The organism is Chryseobacterium sp. VAUSW3 (assembly GCF_002205795.1).
Lineage (GTDB): Bacteria > Bacteroidota > Bacteroidia > Flavobacteriales > Weeksellaceae > Kaistella > Kaistella yananensis.
Genome location: NZ_NIUY01000002.1, coordinates 1 through 23257 on the forward strand (window position 1 = coordinate 1; position 23257 = coordinate 23257).

General features: G+C 35.9%; 16 protein-coding genes. 6 read left to right on the top strand and 10 right to left on the bottom strand.

The window, feature by feature from the left end:
* Window positions 1-91 precede the first annotated feature (91 nt).
* A complete protein-coding gene (locus CDW55_RS12400) occupies window positions 92-301 on the bottom strand; it encodes a DUF6943 family protein (RefSeq protein WP_143332924.1) in 210 nt (69 codons plus the stop codon).
* A 931-nt stretch (window positions 302-1232) separates the two neighbouring features.
* On the opposite strand from CDW55_RS12400, the gene CDW55_RS12470 reads away from it, so the two are divergent.
* The 6 genes from CDW55_RS12470 to CDW55_RS05255 all read left to right on the top strand — a co-directional run bounded on the left by CDW55_RS12470 (window position 1233) and on the right by CDW55_RS05255 (window position 11309).
* On the top strand, window positions 1233-1385 hold the full coding sequence (locus CDW55_RS12470; protein ID WP_179285910.1) for a hypothetical protein: 153 nt from the start codon (window positions 1233-1235) through the stop codon (window positions 1383-1385).
* A 329-nt stretch (window positions 1386-1714) separates the two neighbouring features.
* Window positions 1715-1927, top strand: a complete 213-nt coding sequence (locus tag CDW55_RS05235; protein ID WP_088468724.1) for a helix-turn-helix domain-containing protein — start codon at window positions 1715-1717, stop codon at window positions 1925-1927.
* Window positions 1928-1941: 14 nt separating this feature from the next.
* Window positions 1942-3684, top strand: coding sequence for a DNA phosphorothioation-dependent restriction protein DptF (gene dptF, locus CDW55_RS05240; RefSeq protein WP_088468725.1), 1743 nt, complete (start codon window positions 1942-1944; stop codon window positions 3682-3684).
* Entirely contained in the window at window positions 3681-5153 is a 1473-nt protein-coding gene (gene dptG / locus CDW55_RS05245; RefSeq protein ID WP_088468726.1) for a DNA phosphorothioation-dependent restriction protein DptG, read from the top strand. Before dptF ends, dptG begins: the two co-directional genes overlap by 4 nt.
* Window positions 5101-10317 (top strand): DNA phosphorothioation-dependent restriction protein DptH, encoded by a 5217-nt coding sequence (gene dptH, locus CDW55_RS05250; RefSeq protein WP_088468727.1) that lies wholly within the window; start codon window positions 5101-5103, stop codon window positions 10315-10317. The genes dptG and dptH overlap by 53 nt, the downstream gene beginning before the upstream one ends.
* Before the next feature lie 44 nt (window positions 10318-10361).
* The gene (locus tag CDW55_RS05255) at window positions 10362-11309 is read left to right on the top strand and encodes a hypothetical protein (protein ID WP_088468728.1); all 948 of its coding nucleotides are present in this window, start codon (window positions 10362-10364) and stop codon (window positions 11307-11309) included.
* 61 nt (window positions 11310-11370) lie between these two features.
* Here CDW55_RS05255 and CDW55_RS05260 read toward each other — a convergent pair whose 3' ends face one another.
* The 9 genes from CDW55_RS05260 to CDW55_RS05295 form a co-directional block, all read right to left on the bottom strand.
* Complete coding sequence (locus tag CDW55_RS05260; protein ID WP_088468729.1) at window positions 11371-12375, bottom strand: hypothetical protein; 1005 nt, start codon at window positions 12373-12375, stop codon at window positions 11371-11373.
* A complete protein-coding gene (locus CDW55_RS05265) occupies window positions 12359-13501 on the bottom strand; it encodes a ParB/Srx family N-terminal domain-containing protein (protein WP_088468730.1) in 1143 nt (380 codons plus the stop codon). Before CDW55_RS05265 ends, CDW55_RS05260 begins: the two co-directional genes overlap by 17 nt.
* A gap of 11 nt (window positions 13502-13512) precedes the next feature.
* Window positions 13513-13908 carry a DndE family protein gene (locus CDW55_RS05270; RefSeq protein ID WP_088468731.1) on the bottom strand — a complete coding sequence of 132 codons (396 nt, stop codon included), beginning with the start codon at window positions 13906-13908 and terminating at the stop codon, window positions 13513-13515.
* A complete protein-coding gene (dndD, locus tag CDW55_RS05275; RefSeq protein WP_088468732.1) occupies window positions 13892-15991 on the bottom strand; it encodes a DNA sulfur modification protein DndD in 2100 nt (699 codons plus the stop codon). The genes CDW55_RS05270 and dndD overlap by 17 nt, the downstream gene beginning before the upstream one ends.
* On the bottom strand, window positions 15988-17349 hold the full coding sequence (gene dndC / locus CDW55_RS05280; protein ID WP_179285911.1) for a DNA phosphorothioation system sulfurtransferase DndC: 1362 nt from the start codon (window positions 17347-17349) through the stop codon (window positions 15988-15990). The genes dndD and dndC overlap by 4 nt, the downstream gene beginning before the upstream one ends.
* A 444-nt stretch (window positions 17350-17793) precedes the next feature.
* Entirely contained in the window at window positions 17794-19974 is a 2181-nt protein-coding gene (locus CDW55_RS05285) for a VapE domain-containing protein (RefSeq protein ID WP_088468733.1), read from the bottom strand.
* 159 nt (window positions 19975-20133) lie between these two features.
* A complete protein-coding gene (locus CDW55_RS05290; protein WP_088468734.1) occupies window positions 20134-20415 on the bottom strand; it encodes a helix-turn-helix domain-containing protein in 282 nt (93 codons plus the stop codon).
* Between the two features lie 89 nt (window positions 20416-20504).
* Entirely contained in the window at window positions 20505-20675 is a 171-nt protein-coding gene (locus CDW55_RS12475; protein WP_179285912.1) for a hypothetical protein, read from the bottom strand.
* Between the two features lie 41 nt (window positions 20676-20716).
* The gene (locus tag CDW55_RS05295) at window positions 20717-23236 is read right to left on the bottom strand and encodes a TonB-dependent receptor domain-containing protein (RefSeq protein WP_088469516.1); all 2520 of its coding nucleotides are present in this window, start codon (window positions 23234-23236) and stop codon (window positions 20717-20719) included.
* Window positions 23237-23257 lie beyond the last annotated feature (21 nt).

Here is a 23257-nt window from a genome sequence, read left to right on the forward strand (position 1 = left end):
GGATGGCTTTTTCGATGCCAGTCTAGATATAGTTCGGCGGCAGCTTCGTCGGCTCAAGTAGACGGAGCATTTCGATGACGCTCCCTCAGAGTTAAGGATGAAAGAATCCGTTTTTCCAGAGGGCATAACAGGTCCAGTAAGCGGTTTCGAGTTCTTCCTGGTTGCCGCAGTAGATGATGAAGCAGTTCGGGCAAGGTTCACGCAAAGGTTTTCCGGCATTGTGGCCACGATTCAGAATAAAAACAGCCGTTTCCGGGGCTGGGCGGTGGACTGAGTACGTCCGTACTTTGTTGGTAAGCATAACTTTTGTTTTAAAAAATTTGCTCTTCTGAATACTATTCAAAAGAAAAAAAGAAAAAAAAGAAAGTGCTCTACCCTTCGGGAGGAAAAATGCTATGCAATATTTTTTTGCAAAAAAGATTGCCGTATCATTTTTCACGGCCAACTTTTTTGCAAAAAACCCGGCAGGGCGAGATATTGTCAGGGCATTTTTCCGACGGTATACCTTTACTTTCTTTTTTTTTATTTTTTCTTATCCGGGTTTATCGATTGGTGCAGTAGGAGTTTTGCTTATTATAAAACTCAGGGAATTCGAAGCGCTATTTTACTAAATCCCTTCAGCGGAGGGAAAGACAGCGGTATGCCGATGCGAGGGCTCGCAGCAGCGGCATACTGCTGTGCGCGGTAACGATAGTGAATAAACTACCACTACACTTTTCCGCTGAAACAAAGCAGTTTATTGACGAACGGTACGGGACAAATTGTTGTAGCGAGTCTTCGATCTGGGAGTTTTTCGGGTCTTCGGGCAAGGAATAGATTGCTTTTATAACCGACTTTCAAGGAAAGAAAAAGCGATGGAAAAGATAGCTGTATGACGGTGTGCCGGAGCTAAAATTCAATAGACAAATCCCGGTATACCGGCATACTGCTGTGCGCGGTGACGGAAGCGTATAGACGGCTGTAACGGAACGGCCGGGCACGTCCGTGAAGTGGAAGCCGGCTATGTGCTGGAGGAACATGGGAAAGCGCTGGCAACTCCATTTCGATAAACAAATACTAAAGGGGCTGGAAAGACAGCGGTATGGAGGGCAATGGAAAAAATGCGTGATGGTGCTGGAAGGGGGCAAAGGGAAAGCGACGGCCTACGCATTTTTTTGTTGCCCGGAATACTGCTGTGCGCGGTGCCGATGTGCATAGCCTGCCACTATACTTTCCGCTGAAAAAAGCAGGCTATGGACTGCAGGTACATGGGGTTTTTGGAACTGTATTTTCCGGGTAGCGCGGTGGATTGGCGAAAGAGTCTTCTAAATTATAACTATCCTGGCGGCTGGAAGGCGGTGGCTTGTGTGGGCTTCGCCCAGACAAAAGGAAAGCATTTAGCATAATTTTCAATTATAGGTGATAATGGTGCTGGTTTGCACGTAACGCAGCGCAGCGGAGTGGAGGGCAACGGTTTGCGATGGCAAATTGACTATAATTGCAATTATGTTATTTGCTGTGGCAAGGCGGGGATTCGTTTTTTCGTAGTAGAGTTCAGTTTTATTTATTACAGTTATTCAATTATTCAAATATTCTTTATTTATCATCATAATATGTTTTTATATTACAAATTGTAGGGTGAATCAATATGAAAAATACATTTTAAAGTGCATTTAAATGCAAAAGTAGACTATTGTCGGTTGTACAATTGTCTACTAAGTTACAACTTCGTAACATGGATGGTATTTCAGTAAAGTTCGGACAAAGGGTTAAAGAGTTGCGATTGCTTAAAGGGTACTCGCAGGAAAAATTAGCAGAAATTGCTGACTTAGACCGTACTTATATTCCAGGCATTGAAGCTGGAAAAAGAAATGTGTCACTATTTGTAGTGGAAAAAATATCCAAAGCTTTTGGTATCACCATCTCTGAGCTTTTAAAAGACTTTTAAATAAAAAAGATTAAATGACTAAGAATCCACTACTTGAAGAGTTAAGAAAGCTACGTGAATCATCTAAATATGCAATAGCACAGGGTACTTACTCAAAATTAAATGGTTTTAAAAAATATCTTCATATCGAAAGAGCTGTAGAAAAAAAATTAAAATCAATTATTACCAAAGCAAGTCAAGCAGATCATGCACAACTATTGCTTGTTTGCGGAAATGTAGGTGACGGGAAGTCGCATATTCTTTCCTATCTACATGATGAATTAAGTGATGACATCAGCCGCTTCGCGATACATAATGATGCTACGGAATCCCATAATCCTCATGAATCTTCGAATGAAACACTTTATAAGCTTTTAGGCGGTTTTAAAGATGATCAACTGAAGGATTCGAAAGACAGGATCATCCTGGCAATTAATTTAGGAACTCTAAGTAAGTTCATAGAGGAATTTGGAGAAGAATTTAAAATCCTGAGAGATTATATTTCATCCCATAAAATACTTGATGTAGACTTAATACATGAAGATGAATATGACAGCGAAAGTCATTTTCATCATGTAAATTTTACAGACTACCACCTATATTCCTTAACTGAAAATGGAGCAATTTCGCCAGTAATTTCTACGCTTCTACAAAAAATAGTTGCCAATGATGAAGAAAACTCCATTTACAAAGCTTATCTGGATTATAAACTTCTTAATTCGGAGCGCTCATTTTGTCCTATTCTGTACAATTATGAATTTTTATTCAGCGAGAATAACAGAAATATTATCTCACAGCTTATTATTAAAGCCATTATTCAGAGCAAAGAAATTGTTTCGCTTCGTACCCTGCTCAATTTCGTTTATGACATTATAGTTCCAGTTGACCTTTCTGCAGTAAATGAAACAGATTATTTTAAAACTGTGGAAAAAATGAATGTTGCGGATTATCTAGCTAACCTGATTCCTAATTATTTATTTGAGCATCCTGAGCTGTCGAGTTTATTTGAAAAAATAGAAAATTTAGACCCTAAAAACCTGCGAGACGCCAGTACTGATGACGTTTTATTGACCCTAATAAATGCTGAACGTCCGCTTGAAATTTTTTCGAAATATGTAGACCAAAACTATTTATCAGAAATTGAAAAAAAGCTTGCTCAAAAGAAAGTTGGAAGTGCAGATCTTTCTGGTTTATTTATGCGATTAAACTATTTCAGTAATTACTACAAGAACGAATACCTTAGAGATCCTGATTTTGAACAATATTTAATATGGCTATTTTATTATCACAATCATCATCCGAAGTACATCAAAGAAATATATCACTTGGTTGAACATGCTGCGAGAAACTGGAATGGTGATCCAAAGGCAGGTGATAAAGTCATAATAAATGTTGGAAAAAAACAAACACAATATCGGGTATTTAAAGACTTTGAAGTTTTACCAGAGTTAAGTAAAAAGGATGTGAAGCAGGATAATGTTCTTCACAAATTTACCCAGGAATTCACATTGACTTTCAGAATCAATAATGGTACTGAACTCGTTAAAATACACGTTGATTTCAGCCTGTTTAAAATATTAAAAATGATTTTAAAAGGATATCGACCTAATAAAAGAGACCATAACAACTTTGTATATTTTGTTGATGCCGTCAATATATTAATTAAACAGAACAACAGCAAGGCTGCACTGTATATTGATGAAGTGAATATCGGCAAACCGGTAGATTATAAATTTTCAAGAGACGCTTTTAGCGGCTACAAATTTCAAGTGGTATGAGAGATATAAAGTTAAATATAGAAGGACCAAACAGTCTTGAAAAAAATTATATTAAAAATAATAGCTTTAGTCATGTCACCGGTAATCAGATAAGGCTGTTGCCTTTTAAAACAAACCCAAGCGGCGATAAATTTGGAGAAGATTTTAAATCTTTCCAAGGAATTGTGGGCGAATTGTTTAGAGTTTTAAATAATAAATCGCAAGTTGAAGTAGGAAAGAACCATGAAACTTTAAAAATTGAGCTTAAAGAAACTATTATAAAAAATGCAGTTGGTAATGTTGATACTGAGCATATAGATGAATTATCGCACATGCTTTCCAAGCTTTTCTTTGATGAAGACGATGGACTTATAAAATTCAATCTTAAGACGCTATCATATATGAATTTTATCAATTCCCATAAAGCAATCAAAGATGTGGCAAGATATATCTTCGATTTGTTTATGAAAGAAGATTTTAGTGCTGAAGACTTAAAGGCAGATGACAGTGATGAGAATTTGTTAAATCAGTTAATGCTTCAAAGTTTACCAGAGCTCTCGACAGCGCAGACAATATCGGATGGTAGATCTTATCATAATTTATTTGCGGAGATCAAGCAACAATTTGTTAATGATTTTAAATTTTTAAAGAATAATGATTCTCTGCTCTTAAAACATTCCGAAGACTTCTTTAAATATTATTACTTTCACTACCTGAGCCAAGTAATGATTATTTTTAATGATTTTGGAAGCAGTTCTCCAAAAGTAAGGCCTATTAACTTTACAATGGATTGGGAAACCCTTTCGGAATCAAGACTTTCAAGTCATACTATTGGCTGGAAACATCTTAATAAATATTCACACTCTATTTTTGCCCATGTCAATACTTTGGAATTATTGAATTATGTGCAGGTGGATGGAATACCATTAAAAGATTATCACAATATCAAAATGATTTATGATAGTTTGGACCTGATGGAGCAGCAGGAATTCAAAAGATGTTTAGATGAAGTCAGTAATTTTTACACAAAAAATATCACGGTTTTTGACACTGGGAAGAATTGGGAACATTGCGAGTACTTATTAAACATGGATTTATATTTTACCAAACTTGAGGATGATATACTAAAAGCCGTTTATGCACTATGGTTCAAAATAAGATACCAGTTCGAAAACTCACCCAGAAGCAAACCTTATAGCGATTATTCAAAATGGTACTCCCATTTTGTAAAGGTAAATTATACAAAAAACAGAGGGCGATTGGGTCATACTACGGTGCTGTCACAAGAACTTTTACTATTTCTAACCCGCTTATGCATTGGAAATGAAGATAAAATCAGATTAAAATTACTGTGGGACAGATTAAGGGAGAGAGGAGTTCTGTTTGATGAAACCAGTAAACTGGAAATCATCAAACTATTTGAAAAAATAAATTTAATTGAGAAAAAAAGTGATAGCGGAGATGCACAATACGTCAAGTCAACTATATAGTTATGTTTCGAATCTAATTGTCGAATATTTCTCATTACAGCAAATCCTGTATGGAGATCGATTTAATCTTTATCTTGAAGACAAAGAAAATATTGAAATGCTTTATGAAGCATTGAAAACGATTCCGGAAACATCAGCTCACTCTTTTTCTTATACCCATCCGGAAGGTGGCGAAGTATATAATACTTTCTACCTTATAATTGGTAGCACTAAGTTAATCATTGCATCAAGCACCTTAGCATCTGAGGATTACCTCACTATGTTAAGAAATAAAGTTGCTGATCAGAATGATATTTTTTATGGTACCGCAATATTAATATTGTTTAGTGGTAAATTGGATAGTTTATTGGGAGGTAGCGGGAGTTTGATTAAAGAGGGAATGCCTTTACACTATAGTAGATTTAAAGATAGAATAGAGCAAGATATTGAGAGGAGCACTTCATTGAAATCTTACGAAAGAAATATCCTCAAAAAGGTTTTAGAGAGAAAGACCAAAAGTGTCGTAGAAGACAATAATTCAATATTTGATTATGAACAGGTAATCAATGCATTGCAAAAAGGCAGTATTGAACAAGCAGACTATAGATATTTAGGTCTTTTTCCTCATCAAGAATTAAGTACCAAAACCGGAGATCTTACCACTGACCTCACAGGTAATTTCAATTTGTATGATAGGTTTGAAAATATCTTTACAAATGGCAATCCAGCTACAGACCTAGAACAAGATTTACCAAGTTCGGCATTAGCAAAAATTACGAAGGAAGATTGGCATGATATCGATTATGCCCAGCTTGTAAAATGGATGGATAAGGAGAAAGAAAAGGCACCACCTGTATTCCAATCTATCGAAGGTGAGAATTTACTACAAACGCTTTGGTACAAAACGGATGGCGATTCTGTATCGAAGAAAAGAAATGTAAATCTCATCGTTTTTAATCCATCACTAGAACTTCCTTTTAAAGTAAAATTAAAATATGATCAATTCATCAGGAATGAAGGCATCAACATAAAACAAGGTTCCGACAAAATAAATGCTGTAGCCAGCGGATACAATATCATTATTGAATTTAAAGAATTTGATTCCGACAAGCTCTTCAGTTTAATTGAATATCGCGATTCTGAAACAGATAAAAGGTATTTAATCAAAGTACTTCATCTGCCGTTCGATTCGAATGTCTTATCACAATTCGAGGGCAATTTTCATTTAAATGTCCAGAACTCTAAATCGTACCTTCAAATTAAGGAGAGTGAAGCATTAATTTTCAATCCTATTGCGGAAACCATTGTTGAAGAAATATTAGCTATTGATTCACATTTTAAATTGGGAGAGGATCAACAACTCATTGTAAACTATGATTATTCACTTGCCCAAGAGGATTTGATTCATTTTAAGATTGAGCTGTTCGATATTTTAGTACCCATCGCCATAAAAACTGATTTTGAAATGCCCAAACCAATTTCGGGGCTTGATGTGTGGAAAGAAAAAAGAATTCACCAACGTAATTTTAAATATTTAAAAGAAGGATCCATCATTAAATTATTATTTAAAAATAATGAAAAAACAGTAAGTGGAGAATTTAGAAACAATTTAATACAGGAAGATCAGATTATAAATTCTGAAGGATATTCATGGTTTTTAGGAAACGACAATTCAATTTCTAATCGAGAGTTGAAATTGAATACTGATATAAAAAATGCATTCAATAACTTAAGGAATTATTATAAAGATAAAAAAACACAACCTAGTTTAGTATTTTTAGATACCGAATTGAAGGAACTGTCTCTTGCCTATGTGAACTGCTTTATTGATCAACTTGAAAAATTTGAAGAAAACAAACCACTCACCTACGAACAGAAAAACCTGTTATGGTTAGGCGTTGTTAAAGAGCAAAATGGAGAAGAGAAAATTAAGTTTAGCCCTTTGCATCCGCTTAATGTAGCTTACCAACTTGAATTGGATAATCATTTAAAAGATGAAGAACTTTATAATGCGGTATTAAAAAGATTAAGCCCCTATAATTTAATCCCTTATTTAGAAGGTAAGCCGAATGAAATATACATTCCGATTGAATCAAGTCATTCTCCAGAGTGGTTATATTATACGGTCTATTTGAATTCTAAGCAAGCGGTACCAAAAAGTTTTGTTTCAAATCTGGTAACTGATAAAATCAAGGATTTTGCAATTAATTTCGAATCTCTCTTTCATCAGTCAAAAAAAGCGCCTATCAAAATTAATGTTATTAATTTGGGAGACTGTAAGGAAGTTGTAGAAGGCATTTTTGAATTTTACCGGAAATTTCTTAACGCCAATTTAAGTAAACGTATGACTGATTTACTTCCCATTGAAGTAAATATCTACGGTTCGGAAAAATTAGTAAATAAATTTGAAGAACTTACCTTTTACGAGAAAGTTGACGACGTTGAAAAACACTTGGAACTGGATCTGAAGACAAAAAATTTTGAAAGAGAAGATTTATTAAACGCTTTTCTAGAACGTGTCAAATTTTACACTAAAAAGCATCCGGAGAAAACTGAGAGATACGAATATGCTCATATTACGTTCTACCAGTTTGATGTTACAAAGACCGAAATATCGTATGACGATATGAGCTTAGTAAAAACCGGCCTTTCCTTTAATGGTTTGATGGCTGATGTAACTTCCACCCCCACAGTACAAAATTACAGAACTGGTTTTGGAACAAAAGATTTGCCTGAACAAAGAAATGATCTCACTACCCTATCTTGTCTATATAATTCCTTCGTGCGTGTTGCCACCAACGGAGATCCTTATGAAAGAAATAAGGCTATTTGTACTACTATTAATTATGAAATAAAGGAACAATTAGCAAAGCTATATTCAGATTCTCAATGGGTAACTTATATTGACCCTAAAGTTGACCTCGATTTTTTTAAGGAGAATAAAGATTTGGTTATTATTCATTATAGTGACCAATACAACAACTCTAATGGCTATGACGCAATAACTGTTAGCCGTAAAACCAGCCAGTACGAGTTTGTTGTTAAAGAGTTTCTTGAGAAACACAATGTGAAGTTTGATCCAAGTACCGACACTATTAACATTATAAATTTCTTCAATGCTATTAATGGGGACTGGTTATTAAAATTAATCCGTCAGCACAATCAATTTCCGAGAGAGAAATTAAGTCTTTTATCTGGAATCAAAACGTCATTAACCTTCCTTTATCATCCAGACATCATTTGGATCCCCATATCGTTGGAGGAAATATTAAGGGTTTCTGGAAATGCGGGGTTGAACATGGGTGACGGTTTGTTTTCTACCAAAAATCTAGGGGCCATAGGTTCCTTCAGCGATGATTTATTATTTATAGGGCTTGAGAATCTTGATGGAGCGTTATTGATGCATCTGTACCCGGTAGAATTAAAAATTGGTGGACTAGGTATTGTAAAAAAAGGAATCGATCAGGGAAAGCGCACCGCTGAATTACTCAGGGAACACTTACATAAGGATGGTTTTTTAAGTGACTTCTACAAAAACTTCTTTGCTAAAATTGCCCTTACTAATGCGGAAAAGATGAAACTTTTCCATGTATGGGATACCCAAAACTGGAATGTCATCACCGAGGATTACCGAAAAGATTTATTAAATAATAATTTCACTATCAGCAACCGATTAAATAAATCACTGGGCAGCTTCGGACTCATCTATTTTGGAAGTGATGTGTATAAAAGAGAACTTCAGATCAAGGAAGGTTTTATGCGTGTTAATTTGCAGGAAACAGATGGTTATAACTTTCTGGTGAAATCCATTGACGATCTCATACATCTATTCCATGAAACCGAGACTACTATTGAAAAAAGCAAACTATTAATCAATACCTTTTCAACGGCCACCACAGAGTTTTTTATACCGGGTGAAAATGTTTTTCAGGAGCCTCATCAGGAGGAAAAAGAGACTGAAATTGAGGGGCTAACAAATGCGGATCAAGTTACTGCCACTACAGAGCGAGATACCACTGCTGTTCAAAATACGGGCGAAGGCATTGAAATAGAATTTGGAACTGATTTAAACAATTTTAAAACCGTTTTCTGGGAACCCAACAACACCAACAAAGTGATGCATACCAACACAGGTATTATTGGCACAATGGGCACCGGAAAAACACAATTTACCAAATCGCTCATCACCCAACTTAATGCGCACGCCAACAAAAATATTGGAGATGAAAAACTTGGTATTTTGGTATTTGACTATAAGGGAGATTACATTAAGGAAGACTTTGTAAATAAAACCAATGCAAAGGTTTTACACCCGTATCACTTGCCATATAATCCATTAGCTTTAGATGCCACGCAGAACTCAAAACCAATGTTGCCACTTCACACGGCTAACGATCTTAAGGAAACCATTGCAAATGCTTTCAATTTAGGAAACGTTCAAAAACAGCGGTTGAGGGATGTTATCGTTGAAGCATATGAAGACAAAGGCATCACAAAGGCAAATAAAGATTCCTGGACACGAACACCACCAACATTAGGAGATGTGTGCGATATTTATTTGAGCAGCGAAAAAAACTCACAAGACAGTTTGTACGCTGCTATTTCCAATCTTTCCGAATTCGAGATTTTCGAACCTGATGCGGCCAAAGCACAGTCATTGTATTCATTGATTGAAGGTGTTGTGGTGATTAATTTATCCGGTTATGATGAGTCGATTCAGAATCTGATTGTCGCTATTACCTTAGATGCATTCTATTCTCAAATGCAAAGACATGGTCACAGCAAGATCAATGGTAGTACGCGCGAGATTAAGAAAATGATTTTGGTAGATGAAGCCGACAACTTCCTAAGTAAAAACTTCCACTCTATCCGCAAAATATTAAAGGAAGGAAGAGAATTTGGTGTCGGAACGATTCTTTCAACGCAATTCTTGAATCATTTTGCGACAGGTGAAAATGAGTACTCTAATTACATTCTTACGTGGGTTATTCATCGTGTGAATGAAATTAAAATGAAGGAAGTTGAGTCCTTATTTTCACTGGATAACAAATATGAAAAAGAAAGTTTAATAAAAACGATCAAGGGGTTAGAGAAACACCAAAGTATTGTAAACTTGGCAGGTTCTGCACCGATTTTGATAAAGGACAAGGCTTTTTGGGAGCTTCTCAATCAAAATAGAATATAACTGACTTAGACAGCTTGTTGTTAATATAAATTAATTACCGTGTAATGACTATCAAAGAATCAATATTAAAGAGTTTGGAAGACATAAATAATCTTGCAAATGCTGCTGAAGTTTACAATCACATTGTAACAAAAGGGTATTATGAATTTGGCGCAAAAAGCCCTGCTGCATTAGTATCAGCAATGTTAGGCGAGTTTATTAAGAATGGTGATTCGCGAATTAAAAGAACTAAGGTCTCCGGACAAACCTATAAGTATTATCTTACTAAAATAGAAAAGACAGTCTTAATCGATCAGTTAGATTTGGATGTTGATAAAATAAAGCCAAAAAAAAATGAATACCAAGAACGGGATTTACATAAACTGTTGAGCAGTTTTTTAAAGAACACAGATATTTATTCTAAAACTATTTTTCATGAACAATCATTAAACTCCAAAGATAATCATCAAAAGTGGATTCATCCAGACGTTGTAGGGATACAATTTCTGAATCTTCATTCAAAAATTAATCAAACTTTTTTAAAAGCTATCAATAAACTTGACATTTTTAAAATATCCTCATACGAAATAAAAAGAGAAATAAATTCAGATTACGAACTAAAGAAAACATTTTTTCAAGCAGTTTCAAATTCTAGTTGGGCTAATTATGGATATCTTGTAGCATTTGAAATTAGTGATAGTTTGAATGAGGAAATGGAAAGATTAAATCAATCGTTCGGAATTGGTATAATTGAATTGAAAGCCAATCCATATGAAAGTAAAATTTTGTTTCCTGCAAAATATAAAGATCTTGATTTCAAAACAATTGATAAGTTATGCAAAATCAATAAAGATTTTGAAAAATTTATAGAGCAGGTTGAAAAATTGATGACAGCAAGCGATAAATATTACAAATCTACAGAAAAAGAGCTTGATGAATTTTGCGATAGCTATTTTTTGAATGATACTGAAATTGATGAGTATTGTAAAGAAAAGTATATTCCTGTAAACTAAAAAGCGAAGTTTTAAAACTTCGCTTTGAAATGTATTTATAATATAAATAATTTTTTTAGTATTAAATTTCAACTTCGTCAAAATCAATACATTTTTCAACTATTTTGAATGATTCTATATCTTTAATAATATTTATTTTAGGAATCAAGACATCAAGAATCCTTTTTCTCTCAAAAAGTAATCTACCATTAGTATTATCTGATTGAAATAAGGTGTCAGAGTATCTTATTAATCCATATGGTATAAACATGGCATGAATAGGTTTTAATCTATGGAAATCTAAATATGAATCCTCATAATCTCCAGTGTCACCTCTTTTGTTTACCCAATTTTTACCACATGCACATTGGCCTAAAATAACTAACATATTTGATATATTATCCCTAAAATTTTGCCAGCCAATTATATCTAATCCTTTTTCTTTATTTGCAATTTTTGTAATTTGTTCAATTTCAGTTATTCTACTTTTAACTTTTAGTTTTGTTGATAATGCTTTAATTTTATTTATGGTGTTTCCTTTATATTCAGAATTTTGACCGAACTCTTCTACCGTCATTCCAGGAAAGAAACTTTCTAAAGTCAATTTGGAAAGTGTTTCAAATTCAGTGGTCAAGACATTTTCTAACTTGCTGAAATTATTCAAATTAGAAGAAATTAACAGATATAAGTAGAGTTTATTAACATCGTTTAAACTTTCTTTTAGCTTTATTTTCAACCCATCAATCTCAAAAGGATAAGAATCTTCATAAATCAAATATCTTTCTTCAATTACTCCGAAGATTTCTTTAAATTTAGATACCCACTTATCATTTTTTTCAGATACAGAACTTGAAGTCATATCTTCAATCGAATGTGTTTCCTCAAAATTTATACTAAATTCAAAATCTTTATAAAATGTTATTGCATCTTGTAATGTTAAAAAAGAATTTTTGTCCCACAACAATGCTCTTAACTCTACAAAATCAGCATGCAAATGTTCCAAATGCCAAGGATGGTCTTTTTTAGGATCTGGTGCTTTAATGGTGAAACCATCAAATTGTTCTGATATTTTATCTTCCAAACTCATCGCCATCGAATTCGTTTTTGATTAATTCATCTTTAACTGATTTAATAGTTCTAGCTACTTTTATTATTTCTCTTAAATCATCATCAAGTGAAGGATAAAATTCATCTATTTTATAAATTAAACTATTTGCTTTTTTTAGACTCATCAATGATTCTGCGATGGAATTGGTAAATAAATTATCTTCTTCTCCTGTATAGGTGTGTGCTTCCTCTAATGTTGCATTATTTACTATAAACTCTTTTTTGGCTTTTTCATTACCCAAAATGGAATTTAACATATTCAAATCTTGGCTTTTACCTTTTAATCTAGTGCTTTTTAAATACTTATCACTACCATCAATTGGTTCGAAAAGCCATGATGTCCAGTTTTTTAAAGATTCCAAATTAATTTTTTCAATTGGATCGTTTAAGTCTAAATCAACATTTAGGTAATTCGAAATATTTGACCTAGACAGACTATCAGCTATATATGAAAAATAAAGTCCTTCTTCATCAAGTCCCTTTATTTTAAAAAAAGCATTATCTCTTATTAATGTATATATTTTGTGTCCTGTCAATAATCTTTTTACATAATCTTTTTTACTACCTATTATTTTTCTTAATTCATTACTGGCTTGATCTAGAGATAATTCAGAGTAATTTTTTTCTCTTAAATACGAAACGTATTTCGCTTTTTGTCTCAAATTCCAAGGTTGTATTCCAGTAACGTGTCTATATCCTAAATAGTCATGAATATTTTCGTCTTTTTCAAATACCATACATGGCAAAAAGGAAATTGGTAAAGTTATATTAATACTAGTTCTAATTTTATCAACTAGACTTCGCTGTACTGTTGCTAATTCTGGATTATTTAATAATTTAACAGCAGTAAGCCTACGATTTCCCTCAATTACTTTATACTTATCATCACCAATAGGAACAACTAATAATTGTTCACCAGGGAAAAAGCCTTTTTGACCAATTGCCTGCATTAGTTCTAATGTTGACTCCTCAATTAACATATGACTTATAATCTCACTTTCATCTTTACCTTGGATGTAATCAGGTAATCGTGGATTTTCATTATCAAGAATCAGATTTTCAACAGGTATTTTACCATTGAAATATGGGTATTCTAATTGATCCATTTAATTTGTTTTTAAAATATTTTGTTAAAACCAATATCTATTTTTTCAGTTAAAAAATCAAATCCATCAATATTTGAACGCTCATTAACTTCATAATTCAAAAGTTGCAAACCATCGTCAACATGCATTTTAATATATCTGCCAATATCTTTATCAGTCTTATATAGCCCATAATGTACGCAAAGCAAGCCTAAATAGATATCGTAATAATCACCAAACAGAACAGATTTGGAATATTCTTTTCCACCTGCATCTTGGATATCGTTTAGATTTAGTTTTTTATCTTGAGATAAGGAGTATGTAAAAGCAATTCTTGCAATGACATTCTCTGTTCCCAATCCCAGTTTACGAGTCAACAATGAAACAATTTCTTTATTTTCTTTGCTCGTTTTAATTTGCGTAAACATCTTGCTCCTGTTTTAAGTGAGTAAATAACTGATCAACCGGGTACGGTGTAAAGCTAGAGCCACCATTATAATTTTCAATGACAAAAACCTTATTTACATTTGGTTTTAAATATTCATATTCCAATTCAGACAGTTCTTTTTCCAAAAGAGGGAATAGAACAACCTGCTCTGAAATGGCAGGATAGAATTCTTTGATAATATTTTTAGAATGGTATTTATCAAACTTCTGTAGAGGGCTGTCTATAAAGACCGGGAATTTAATACCTGATACATCCACCAAAGCTTTCAGTAAAGCAGTAGCATACAGTTGCTGTTCCCCTTTGGATAATGAATCTTTATCAATGATCTCGTCATTTTTGCCTAAGAGATCAATATCCATCACATCATCTACAACATTTACCCGGACATTATAAATAAAGTCGTCTTTGTGCATGATCTTTTTAAGACCCAACATAATGGATTTTTGCAAAGCAAACTTCTTATCCTCTTTAATTTTCTGAATAATTGTATTGATTTTTACCAAAAGTTTTTCTGTTACCTCAAATTTCTTCTGATCAGTTTTAACCAGTTTGAAATTCTTTTCAAACTCAGACAACACTTTTCTCATTGAAGATAATCGGGTACTTAATCCTTCATATTCCTCCATAAGTTTTCCTTTGCTAAGGGTTAAAGCATTAATTTTTTCGTCTGTTTCTATTTTTTCCTCCCGTAATTTTTGGGCCAAAGGATTATCTTTCCTTGCTTCAGCCTGCCTGATCTGCTGGTACACTTTCGAGGCATAAATTCTGTTGTTTTTTTCCTCCTGAACTACTGCATTAAACTGGCTGGAAAATGCACCTTTTATATTATTGTAAACAGCTTCAAAATTGCGGTATTGTTCTGCGGTATAGTCTAAGAGCACTTTCTCGGTTTTGCCCGGAATACTGCCAGATTTTTTTTCTGATATGATCTGTTCTAGTGCCTTTTCTACCTGAGATTGTGCTGTATGGTCTAAATTGAGCGATTCTAATTTCTTTAATAATAGGGAAGAAAATGAAGTTAATTCTGCAAAAAGCATCGTCTTATCTGCTGAATTATTATTGGCAGCTTGTTCAAAAACAAGCTGATTTTTTAACTGCAATAGTTTTTTACCTGCGATCACTAAAGGAGCAATGTCCATTAGTTTTTTCAGCTTGCTTTTTATTTCGGTAGATTCATGCTTTAAATGATCTCTCTCGGACTTCATTTTTTGAAGTTCCTCCAGGGTAATTCCATTCCCTTCACGAATTAATTTTTCCTGAATGGCATCACTATTTAATTTATGATTGGAAATTTCCCGGTCAAGATTAGCTTGTCGATCTTGATTGATTTCCAATAAACCACTTAATTCGGCTTCGGCTTCTGTGAGCTCAAATAACTTGGTCTGTTGTACGGGAGAAGCACCACTTCTTCTCAATTTAGAAAGCAATGTTTCTAGATTCTTGCGCAAATCTTCGTATTTCTTAATTCCCAAAACCTCTGAATATGCTTTGCTTAAATTTCTTAATTCAGATTTTGATTTTGCTTCTGCAAGTGAAACAATTTTTTCAGCATCAAAAAAGAAAAATTTAGCAATTTCACGGGGCAGTATGAAGTCATTAATGAAAACCTCAAAACCAACTTCTTTTGTTAATTCATTTTCTAAACCATCAATGGTAATTTTTAAATCTTCCGTATCTGTTCTTAAATCATACGATCTTTTGATGACCACTGACTTACAGGGAATGGATGGGATGAGTATATCTTTTAATTCAATTTCTACTGAAAAAACTGGATTTGTTTTAACATGATTTTCATAGTCTGTTCTTACTTCTCTGTTTAGAAGTGTTTTGATAAACTTATCGTATCCACCGGCGTTCTTGATGTCTTTTTTATATTTATCCTCAACCTCGTTCATCATTTTCCCATAAAATACCCAGATCAAAGAAGTCAAAAAAGTAGTCTTTCCAAAACCATTCTTACCAGCGATAATGCTGATGTTTTTGGAAGGATTGGGGGAAAATATGATCTCGTTTTCTCCTTTATAAATTCTGAAATTCTGAAATTTAATTTTATTTATTTTCATAACTCCTGTTCATTTACAAAACTTTCAATTCTTTTCTCCACATCGTTATGAAGCCCATATTTTGAGATCATCAATGTTTTGGTTTCCTGTAAAGATATCAGGTTGTCAATGAGGTGATAATATCCTGGCTCTTCGTCGCACACATCTCTTAATATTCTTCGTTCGGTGTCATCCAGGGATTTAATGTTATTTGTGCTGATATCTTTATTATAAATTTCTTTGTATAACTCACCAACTGTATGGTCGAAATAACCATCCCGATTCCAGGTTACCTGAATTGCAATTAATTCCTGATTGTTTATTAACGTAATATGGGGGCGCTCTTTTTGGATCTCCTTTTGAACTAATAAAAGATCTTTTAATATTTGATAACGGTATCCAACGGTGTAGTTTCCGTTAAAAGTGCCATCATCTCTAACGGCCTCCTGACCATTTCTTCTTGTATCTGAACGATTTTCTGAGATATTTCTACCTTCGACCAATCTGTTTCTGAAAGCAAGCAAAGGTTCCATCCAATTTTGGCCGTTGTTTACTAATGATGACATTGATTTATCATTCTTCACCACTGTACAAGTCCAACATCCAAACCGGCTCTGCCCGCATGAATTATGTTCTTTATTCACGACTACTGTCGGACATTCATAATCGTCAGCACTAGCATCAGCATAAATTTTGAAAAGAATGGAATTATCAAATCCCCATGGAGATGGTACCGCATTAATGATGTACCAGATTTCATCAACAATCATTTCTTTTATCGGAGCATAAACATACGTATTAACTGTAGTTTGATGTTTCGATAATCTGCTACCAGTAACTTCGTGTTTTCTGATAGAGCGTTCTCGGGTTGCACTTTCATCGTAACGGGTGCCCAATAGAACTATAGCTTCCCCTTTTTCATCAACCTGCTCCAGCAAAAAGCTTGACGTAGGCTTAATCTTCAGTTTATCAGTACACCATCTAAAAGCATTATTTGGGACTGGATATCCCTTTCCTATAACGTTTGTCCAAAAAGTTTCTTCAAGCTTAGGAGTTGTTTTTTGAACAAATATTGGCAAATCCTGCTCCCTCGCTGCTTCTGAAATTTTGGCCAAAACATCTTCTACATAATTTGAAATAATTGGATTTTCCACCATTGTATCATTACAAACTACGTAGACCTTTCTCCTTAATTGATAAGGAAAAGGCATTTCCTCTCTAATTCTTTGTAGGGCAATCCACACGAGCATTAGCAAAACGGTAGAATCTTTTCCTCCGCTGAAACCAATAATCCAAGGTCTATCTGAGTTGTCAGCATAAGCATACTGATCTATGATCTCAGCTATGATTCCTTCAACTTTTTTATTTTTTATAATCATTATTTCTTTATGGGATTTAGCAAATACTAAACTTTTGTCCGCTAATTGCAAATTTAGTATTAAAATTTATAATATTTACACTGTCGCTACAGTGACATTTTTTACAGAATGCACAAATGTTCAGGGTTGATTTTAACTTATATAAGCAGATTTTGATGTTATCTTCAATTATGCAAATAAGTGAAAATTTATACACATTTAAGAGGGTGTAAGGGTGTAAGCAAATTTTAGCAAAAGAAAATTTTTATTTTTTAGGTGAAAAATTTACCTATTAATCTTAGGAAGTGGAAGGCAGACAAAGGAAATGGATGTTTCACCTTGCCTTAAATTTCATCTTATTCATATGTTTTTTTTGAAAGAAAATAAAAAAAAGTTTTTTGCCGAAAAATGGTTACACCCCTTACACCCGCATTTGAAAGAAACGCAGTGCTTTTAGCATCGCATTCAGTTTTCGAATCTGTAAGGGATTTTTGCTGTCTGAAAATCGACCTGCGAAACCTTTTCTTTTTCTCGTGCTCTACGGTCAACTTCATCAACATCCAGTACATTAACCGCATAAACATAAGCTTTATTTTTAGGAATTCGGATAAAGCCATGTTTCTTTAATGCTTTGCCTAATTTATTGACAGTTCCGTCTGTCACATTTATGTTAGCTACGGTTGCAAGTCTGACTGCTATTTGGGACGCATTTAGGAATGCATTTGCCGTTTCTCTCGTTGCAGGTTCAAACCAAGTAAGTAACAGTTCTTCTTCGGGACTCATTAACGGGTACTGCTCGTTGTTCGCGTTAATGTCTTTGATTTCTTCCTGGTTGAACCAATGGCGGAAGCCGTCTTTGTAAAGTTTTAATGCCTGAGCATAGCACAGGTTGATATCTACTTCATGTTGGTACTCGATGTTTTCGAGCTCGAAGCAAAGGAAGCGGCGGGAGCCGGTGGTGTCGTTCAGGAACTGCGCAGTGTTTACGCTGCCGGCGAAGCTGGCACGGCGTGGCATGTTTTCGTTGTTGTGGCCGTAGGCTTTTCTCATACGGATATGGGTTTTGGTAATGAGTTCTTTCAGGGAACCGATTTCGGTGCGGTTCAGGTTTTCGAGTTCGTCCAGGTTGATGAGCATGCATTCTGCCAAGTGGATTAGGGTGTCTTTGTTGTTGGGGTTCACGGTTCCAGAGAAGATGTACTGTTTAAGTTCTGCAGGCATGAGCTTTTCTATCCAGGTTGTTTTTCCTAATCCCTGTTTCCCGGAAAATACAATTACCGTCTGATTAATTTGCTTTTCATCCAGAACACAGGCGACCATGGCGACAAACCACTTTTTGAAACATTCTTTCCAGAGATCGGGTTTTGTAGTGGTAATCGTTAAGGCCAATTCTTCGATGTAATCTTTATCGCCCGTATATTCCGCCAAATTTTCGAAATAATCTTTGAACGGATCGTATCTGTCGCAGAAGTCAGAATGAAGCAGGTTCCGGAGGGAGTTGATACTGCAGCGGACCTTAGCTTTCTGGATTTCTCTCAGAATTGAATTTTCTTTAAAGTCGGTGATGTATTTCCAGACTTTGCCGTTGACTCTTTCGTATTCGAGTTTACCCAGGACTTCGTTGTGCCGGAACTTGTATCGGTTGTTGAGGAAGTTTTCGAGCTTGTCGATAAGGGCGGGTTCCTCTTCCTTGTCTAAAGTCATTGTTCCATCGTGGCTTGTCGTCACGGATGATTCACCTGAATTTTTTTTAACGCTCGCAGATGTCACGAATTTTGGATTTTTTTTTGGTGGTTGGTATTGATCAGTGGCATGTTCAGCGGTGTTTGCGTATGCGCTTTTTACGGTTGTCATTACTTCCTGGGTATTGTAGTCGTAATCTGCGAGAATGTAGCCTAAGGCAAGGGATTCGGGAACTCCTTTTCTGTTCAGGTTATTCGCTAAGGTGAATACAAAGTAGTTTCGGCTGCCTTCGACGAACTGGTATTTCTTTTCTGTGAAGGTGATGGCGTTTTGGTACAAAGCATCGTAATTGATGGGTGCTGGATGATGGGTGCTGGGTGTCGGTGCAGGCTTTTTTATTTCAGGTTGTTTTTGTGGTTCAATCGTCGAAAATTCTTTTGAGTTTTCGTTCAGGTAGAGTTCAGGATCGTAAGAGAAGAAGCAAAGGCGGGTGATGTCTTTGCCGGATTTGTCGATTTCGAGCTGCAGCAGGTTTTCGAAATATGCCTGAAGTTTTAAAAAGGTTTCCTTGTGTTCCGTTGTGTCGGTTATCACTTTTACAAATACTTTCAGTCCGTTTCCTGATGGACTGGTGAAGGCTGCAAATACAAACTCGTTGTTCTGGAGTTTTTCTTTGCATTCGGCTAGTTTTTCTTTGGTGATTTTGTCGATGTCCAATACCACTAAAGCGTTGTAGTTCGTGAGGAATTGCATTTTTCTGCCGCCTTTAAAGGTTGCTGATGGCGTGAATGCCGGAAGGGATTTTTTGGCGCGTTCTGCAGCTTCTTTTTTATTCTCGGCCAGTGATTTCCGGAGGTAAGTGATGGCGTTGCGGTACGTTCCGGTTTTGATGTCGTCGAGGATTTTCAGGATGTCTTTGTTTTCGATGACTTCATTGAAGTTTTTGAATATGGTGGATTTCATTTGATTCAGATTTGAGATTTAGAGATTTGAGATTTGAGACTGGGGATTGTGAAAAATTAAGCGCAAAGTCCGCAAAGGTTTTTCTTTACAGTCTTCGCGCATAACTTGTGTGTTCGCAAAGGCGCCGGCGCTTAGCATGCGGCACTGTAATCACAGCGATTACTTCCTTGCAAAAGCGGCGTTGCGGTAGTCCTGGATGAATTTTTCTACGTCAGAGAGTTTGTAGTAGATTTTGTTACCGACCTGGGAAAAGCTGATTTTTCCTTCGTCGCGCCAGGATTGTGCGGTTCGCAGGGAGACATCAAGCATTTCCATGAACTGTTTGTTGTTCAGGTAGGTTTCTGTTTTGGCAGATCTGGAGGTATTCAGCTTTTGGTTGATTTCCTCGATTTTTGAAATGAGCTCGTTGAACTGGTCTTTGGTAAGGATGATTGCTTCCATAATTTTTATTGGGTTTAAGATTATGAAGCAAAATTGCAAGATAGAACGAAGTCCCCAGGTCCCCAGTTGGTCCCCGGGGACCAAGTTTTTTACATGAGTTTATTCAAATCTATTCTTTTATCGGTATTTGGACGCTTTTCTTCTTTGGAAGGTTTCAGAATTGTCTTTACCGTCTGGGGACTTATTGCATTTCCGTCCTTATCAACTAACTTATTGACGATAATTTCATTTAAGATTATAAACAAAACAGTCCCGTTCATTAGCGAACGGGACTGTTTTATAATAAAACTAACACTTTTATTTACATTGGTCCTTGCGGCTCATCATCGCCGGAAGAATTACTGTTAATGTCTTTCTTACGTTTTGGCTGATCAACCTTTTCACCCTGTTTGAAACGGTAGGTGAGTGAAAGGTTGAATGTTCTTGGCATCCACCGCATAAATGATTCTTTTTCGAAATTGTTTCCGAAACTTGTCATTTCACGGCCTCTGGTTCCTAAGATATCCTGGATGTTGAAGGCGAGAGTGCCGTTTCCATTCCAGATGGTTTTATTAGCACCAAAATTAAGAACGTACATTGGCTTACTTTCGCTGGAAGCTGTTTTCTGACCGCCTCGATAGAATCCCTGAACCTGCATTCCCAAAGTTTTATCAATTTTAAAACTGTTGGTAAGTCTAAATCTTGTTGAGAAACCTGAACCGTCGAAAGAAAGTGGTTTGGTCATGGTTGCAGCATCGAAAAATTCACCCTCGGTTTTATACCCGAACAGATCTGCGCTGGCCATAACCTTCCACCACGAGAACAGATCTGCAGTAGCATTCAGATCAAGACCGTACTGCTGATCGCTGCCGATATTGTACGGACGGGTAATCAGTACGTTCGATCCCGGGCTCTCACTCATCACTACAAACTGGGTTTCGTCCTGTGTAGATCGGTAGTACAGGGTAGGGTTAATGGTAAGTTTTTTCTTCTGGATGGCATAACCCAATTCGAAAGAGTCGATGTATTCAGGGTTTAGGTCTTCGTTACCACGGAATAAATTTTGGCGGTTTGCCAAGGAAGTCGGGTAAGGAATCATGAACCATGAACGCGGACGGTTGATTCTTCTTGAATAGTTCAATAAAAGCTGATTGTTGGTGCTTCCTAAATCATAGCTCAGGAATATACTTGGGAAAAATCCTGTATAATTTTTGTCCTTACGCGAAACGTTGCCGCTTAAACTTCTGTAGTCGATCCCGATATCGGAATTTTCAGCACGCAAACCAAGTTGGTAACCAAATTTATCGATTTTGCTTTTAAACTGTGCGTAAGCCGCGTTGATGGTTTCGCTGTACACAGTGTTTCCGCTGTATGCGTCTACCGTTCCATAATTCAGGAAGGTATCGGTCTCACGGTTAAGGAAGTCGTAATCGTTTTTATTGCTGTCGATACGGTAACCGGCCTCTAGTTTTGAAGCTTCACCGATTGGTAATTCGTAATCAATTTTACCGATTACAGATGTATTTATTGTATTGTTTGAACCCAGGGATCCATACTGAAATACCGCATTGTCAAATTCGCGGGAATCTTCGCTGGATTTATTGTCGCTTTTCTGTAAACTTAAAGAGAGATAAATATTATGCCCGTTAGTATTAAATTTATGATCCAAACCTAAATCACCCTGAAGTGAAAGGTTTTTACTGTTCCCTAAAGCAAGGGTCTGGGAATAGGAATCAACAACTCTTGCAGCATTATATGCGAAATTATCTACTGTATTGTTGTTTTCACTTTCGAAAGTACGAACCATTCCCGAAAGGTTAAATGCTGTTTTCTCTGAAAGATCTACTGTAAAACCTGCGTTGGCATTGTAATTTTTATTTTCACTGGCGTTGAGCGAGTTCTGCTCGAAGTATGATGTAGTCGCCCCAGTTGCAGGATCAAAAAATCTGGTATCGCTGTCATTTTTTCCTTCGCTCTCACGGTAGCCGCCGCCGCCGTTCAGAAACCACGTCCAGTTGCCTTTTTTCCAGCTAAGATTGGTGTTGAGGTTGGTGCTTGGCAAATAGCCTACACTGCCTGTAACACTTCCATTGAAGCCCATTCCTTTTGTTTTCTTCAGGATAATATTCAGAATTCCTGCAGTTCCGCTGGCTTCAAATTTAGAAGAAGGATTGGTGATTACTTCAATTCTTTCAATCTGGTCTGCGGGGATGGACTGCAGAGCATTAGCGCCACTGTCGATTCCTAGTAATGCAGAAGGTTTTCCGTTGATCAGGAATCTCACATTTGAGTTTCCCCTCATCGATACCGTTCCATCAGTTTCTACAGAAACCGAAGGCACGTTGGTCAACACATCCTGTAGGTTACCGCCTTTACTGATGAGGTCTGTGGAAGGATCGTATACTTTTTTATCGAGTTCTACACGGTATGGTTTTGTTGCCGCAGCGGTGATGGTCACGCCCTGAATATCCTGGGTTTTTGTATTGGTTAAAGAACCTTCTGGTTCTACAGTAAAATTACCCAGACTGCCCGGTTTTGCTATTTGTTTGTTGAGTGTAGATTTCTTAAAGTCTATCGCTTCAATAGTGATGTCGTAATTTCCGGGAACAAGTGCCACTTGGTAGGTTCCTTTTTCATCGGTGAGTGTGGCGTCGCTGAAAAGTTTGTTTGCTTTGTTGCTGAAGCTTATCGAAGCATAAGGAACCGGCTGGTTCTGTTTGTCGACGATCTGGCCGCTTACATTCATTTTTTCCTGTGCAAATGCAAACGCCGCAGCGGAGAGCATAAAGGTTAAGCCTAAAGTTTTTCTGGTTAAATTTTGAGTAATTTCAGTTCTAATCATGTTAGTCGTTTTGTAATCGCT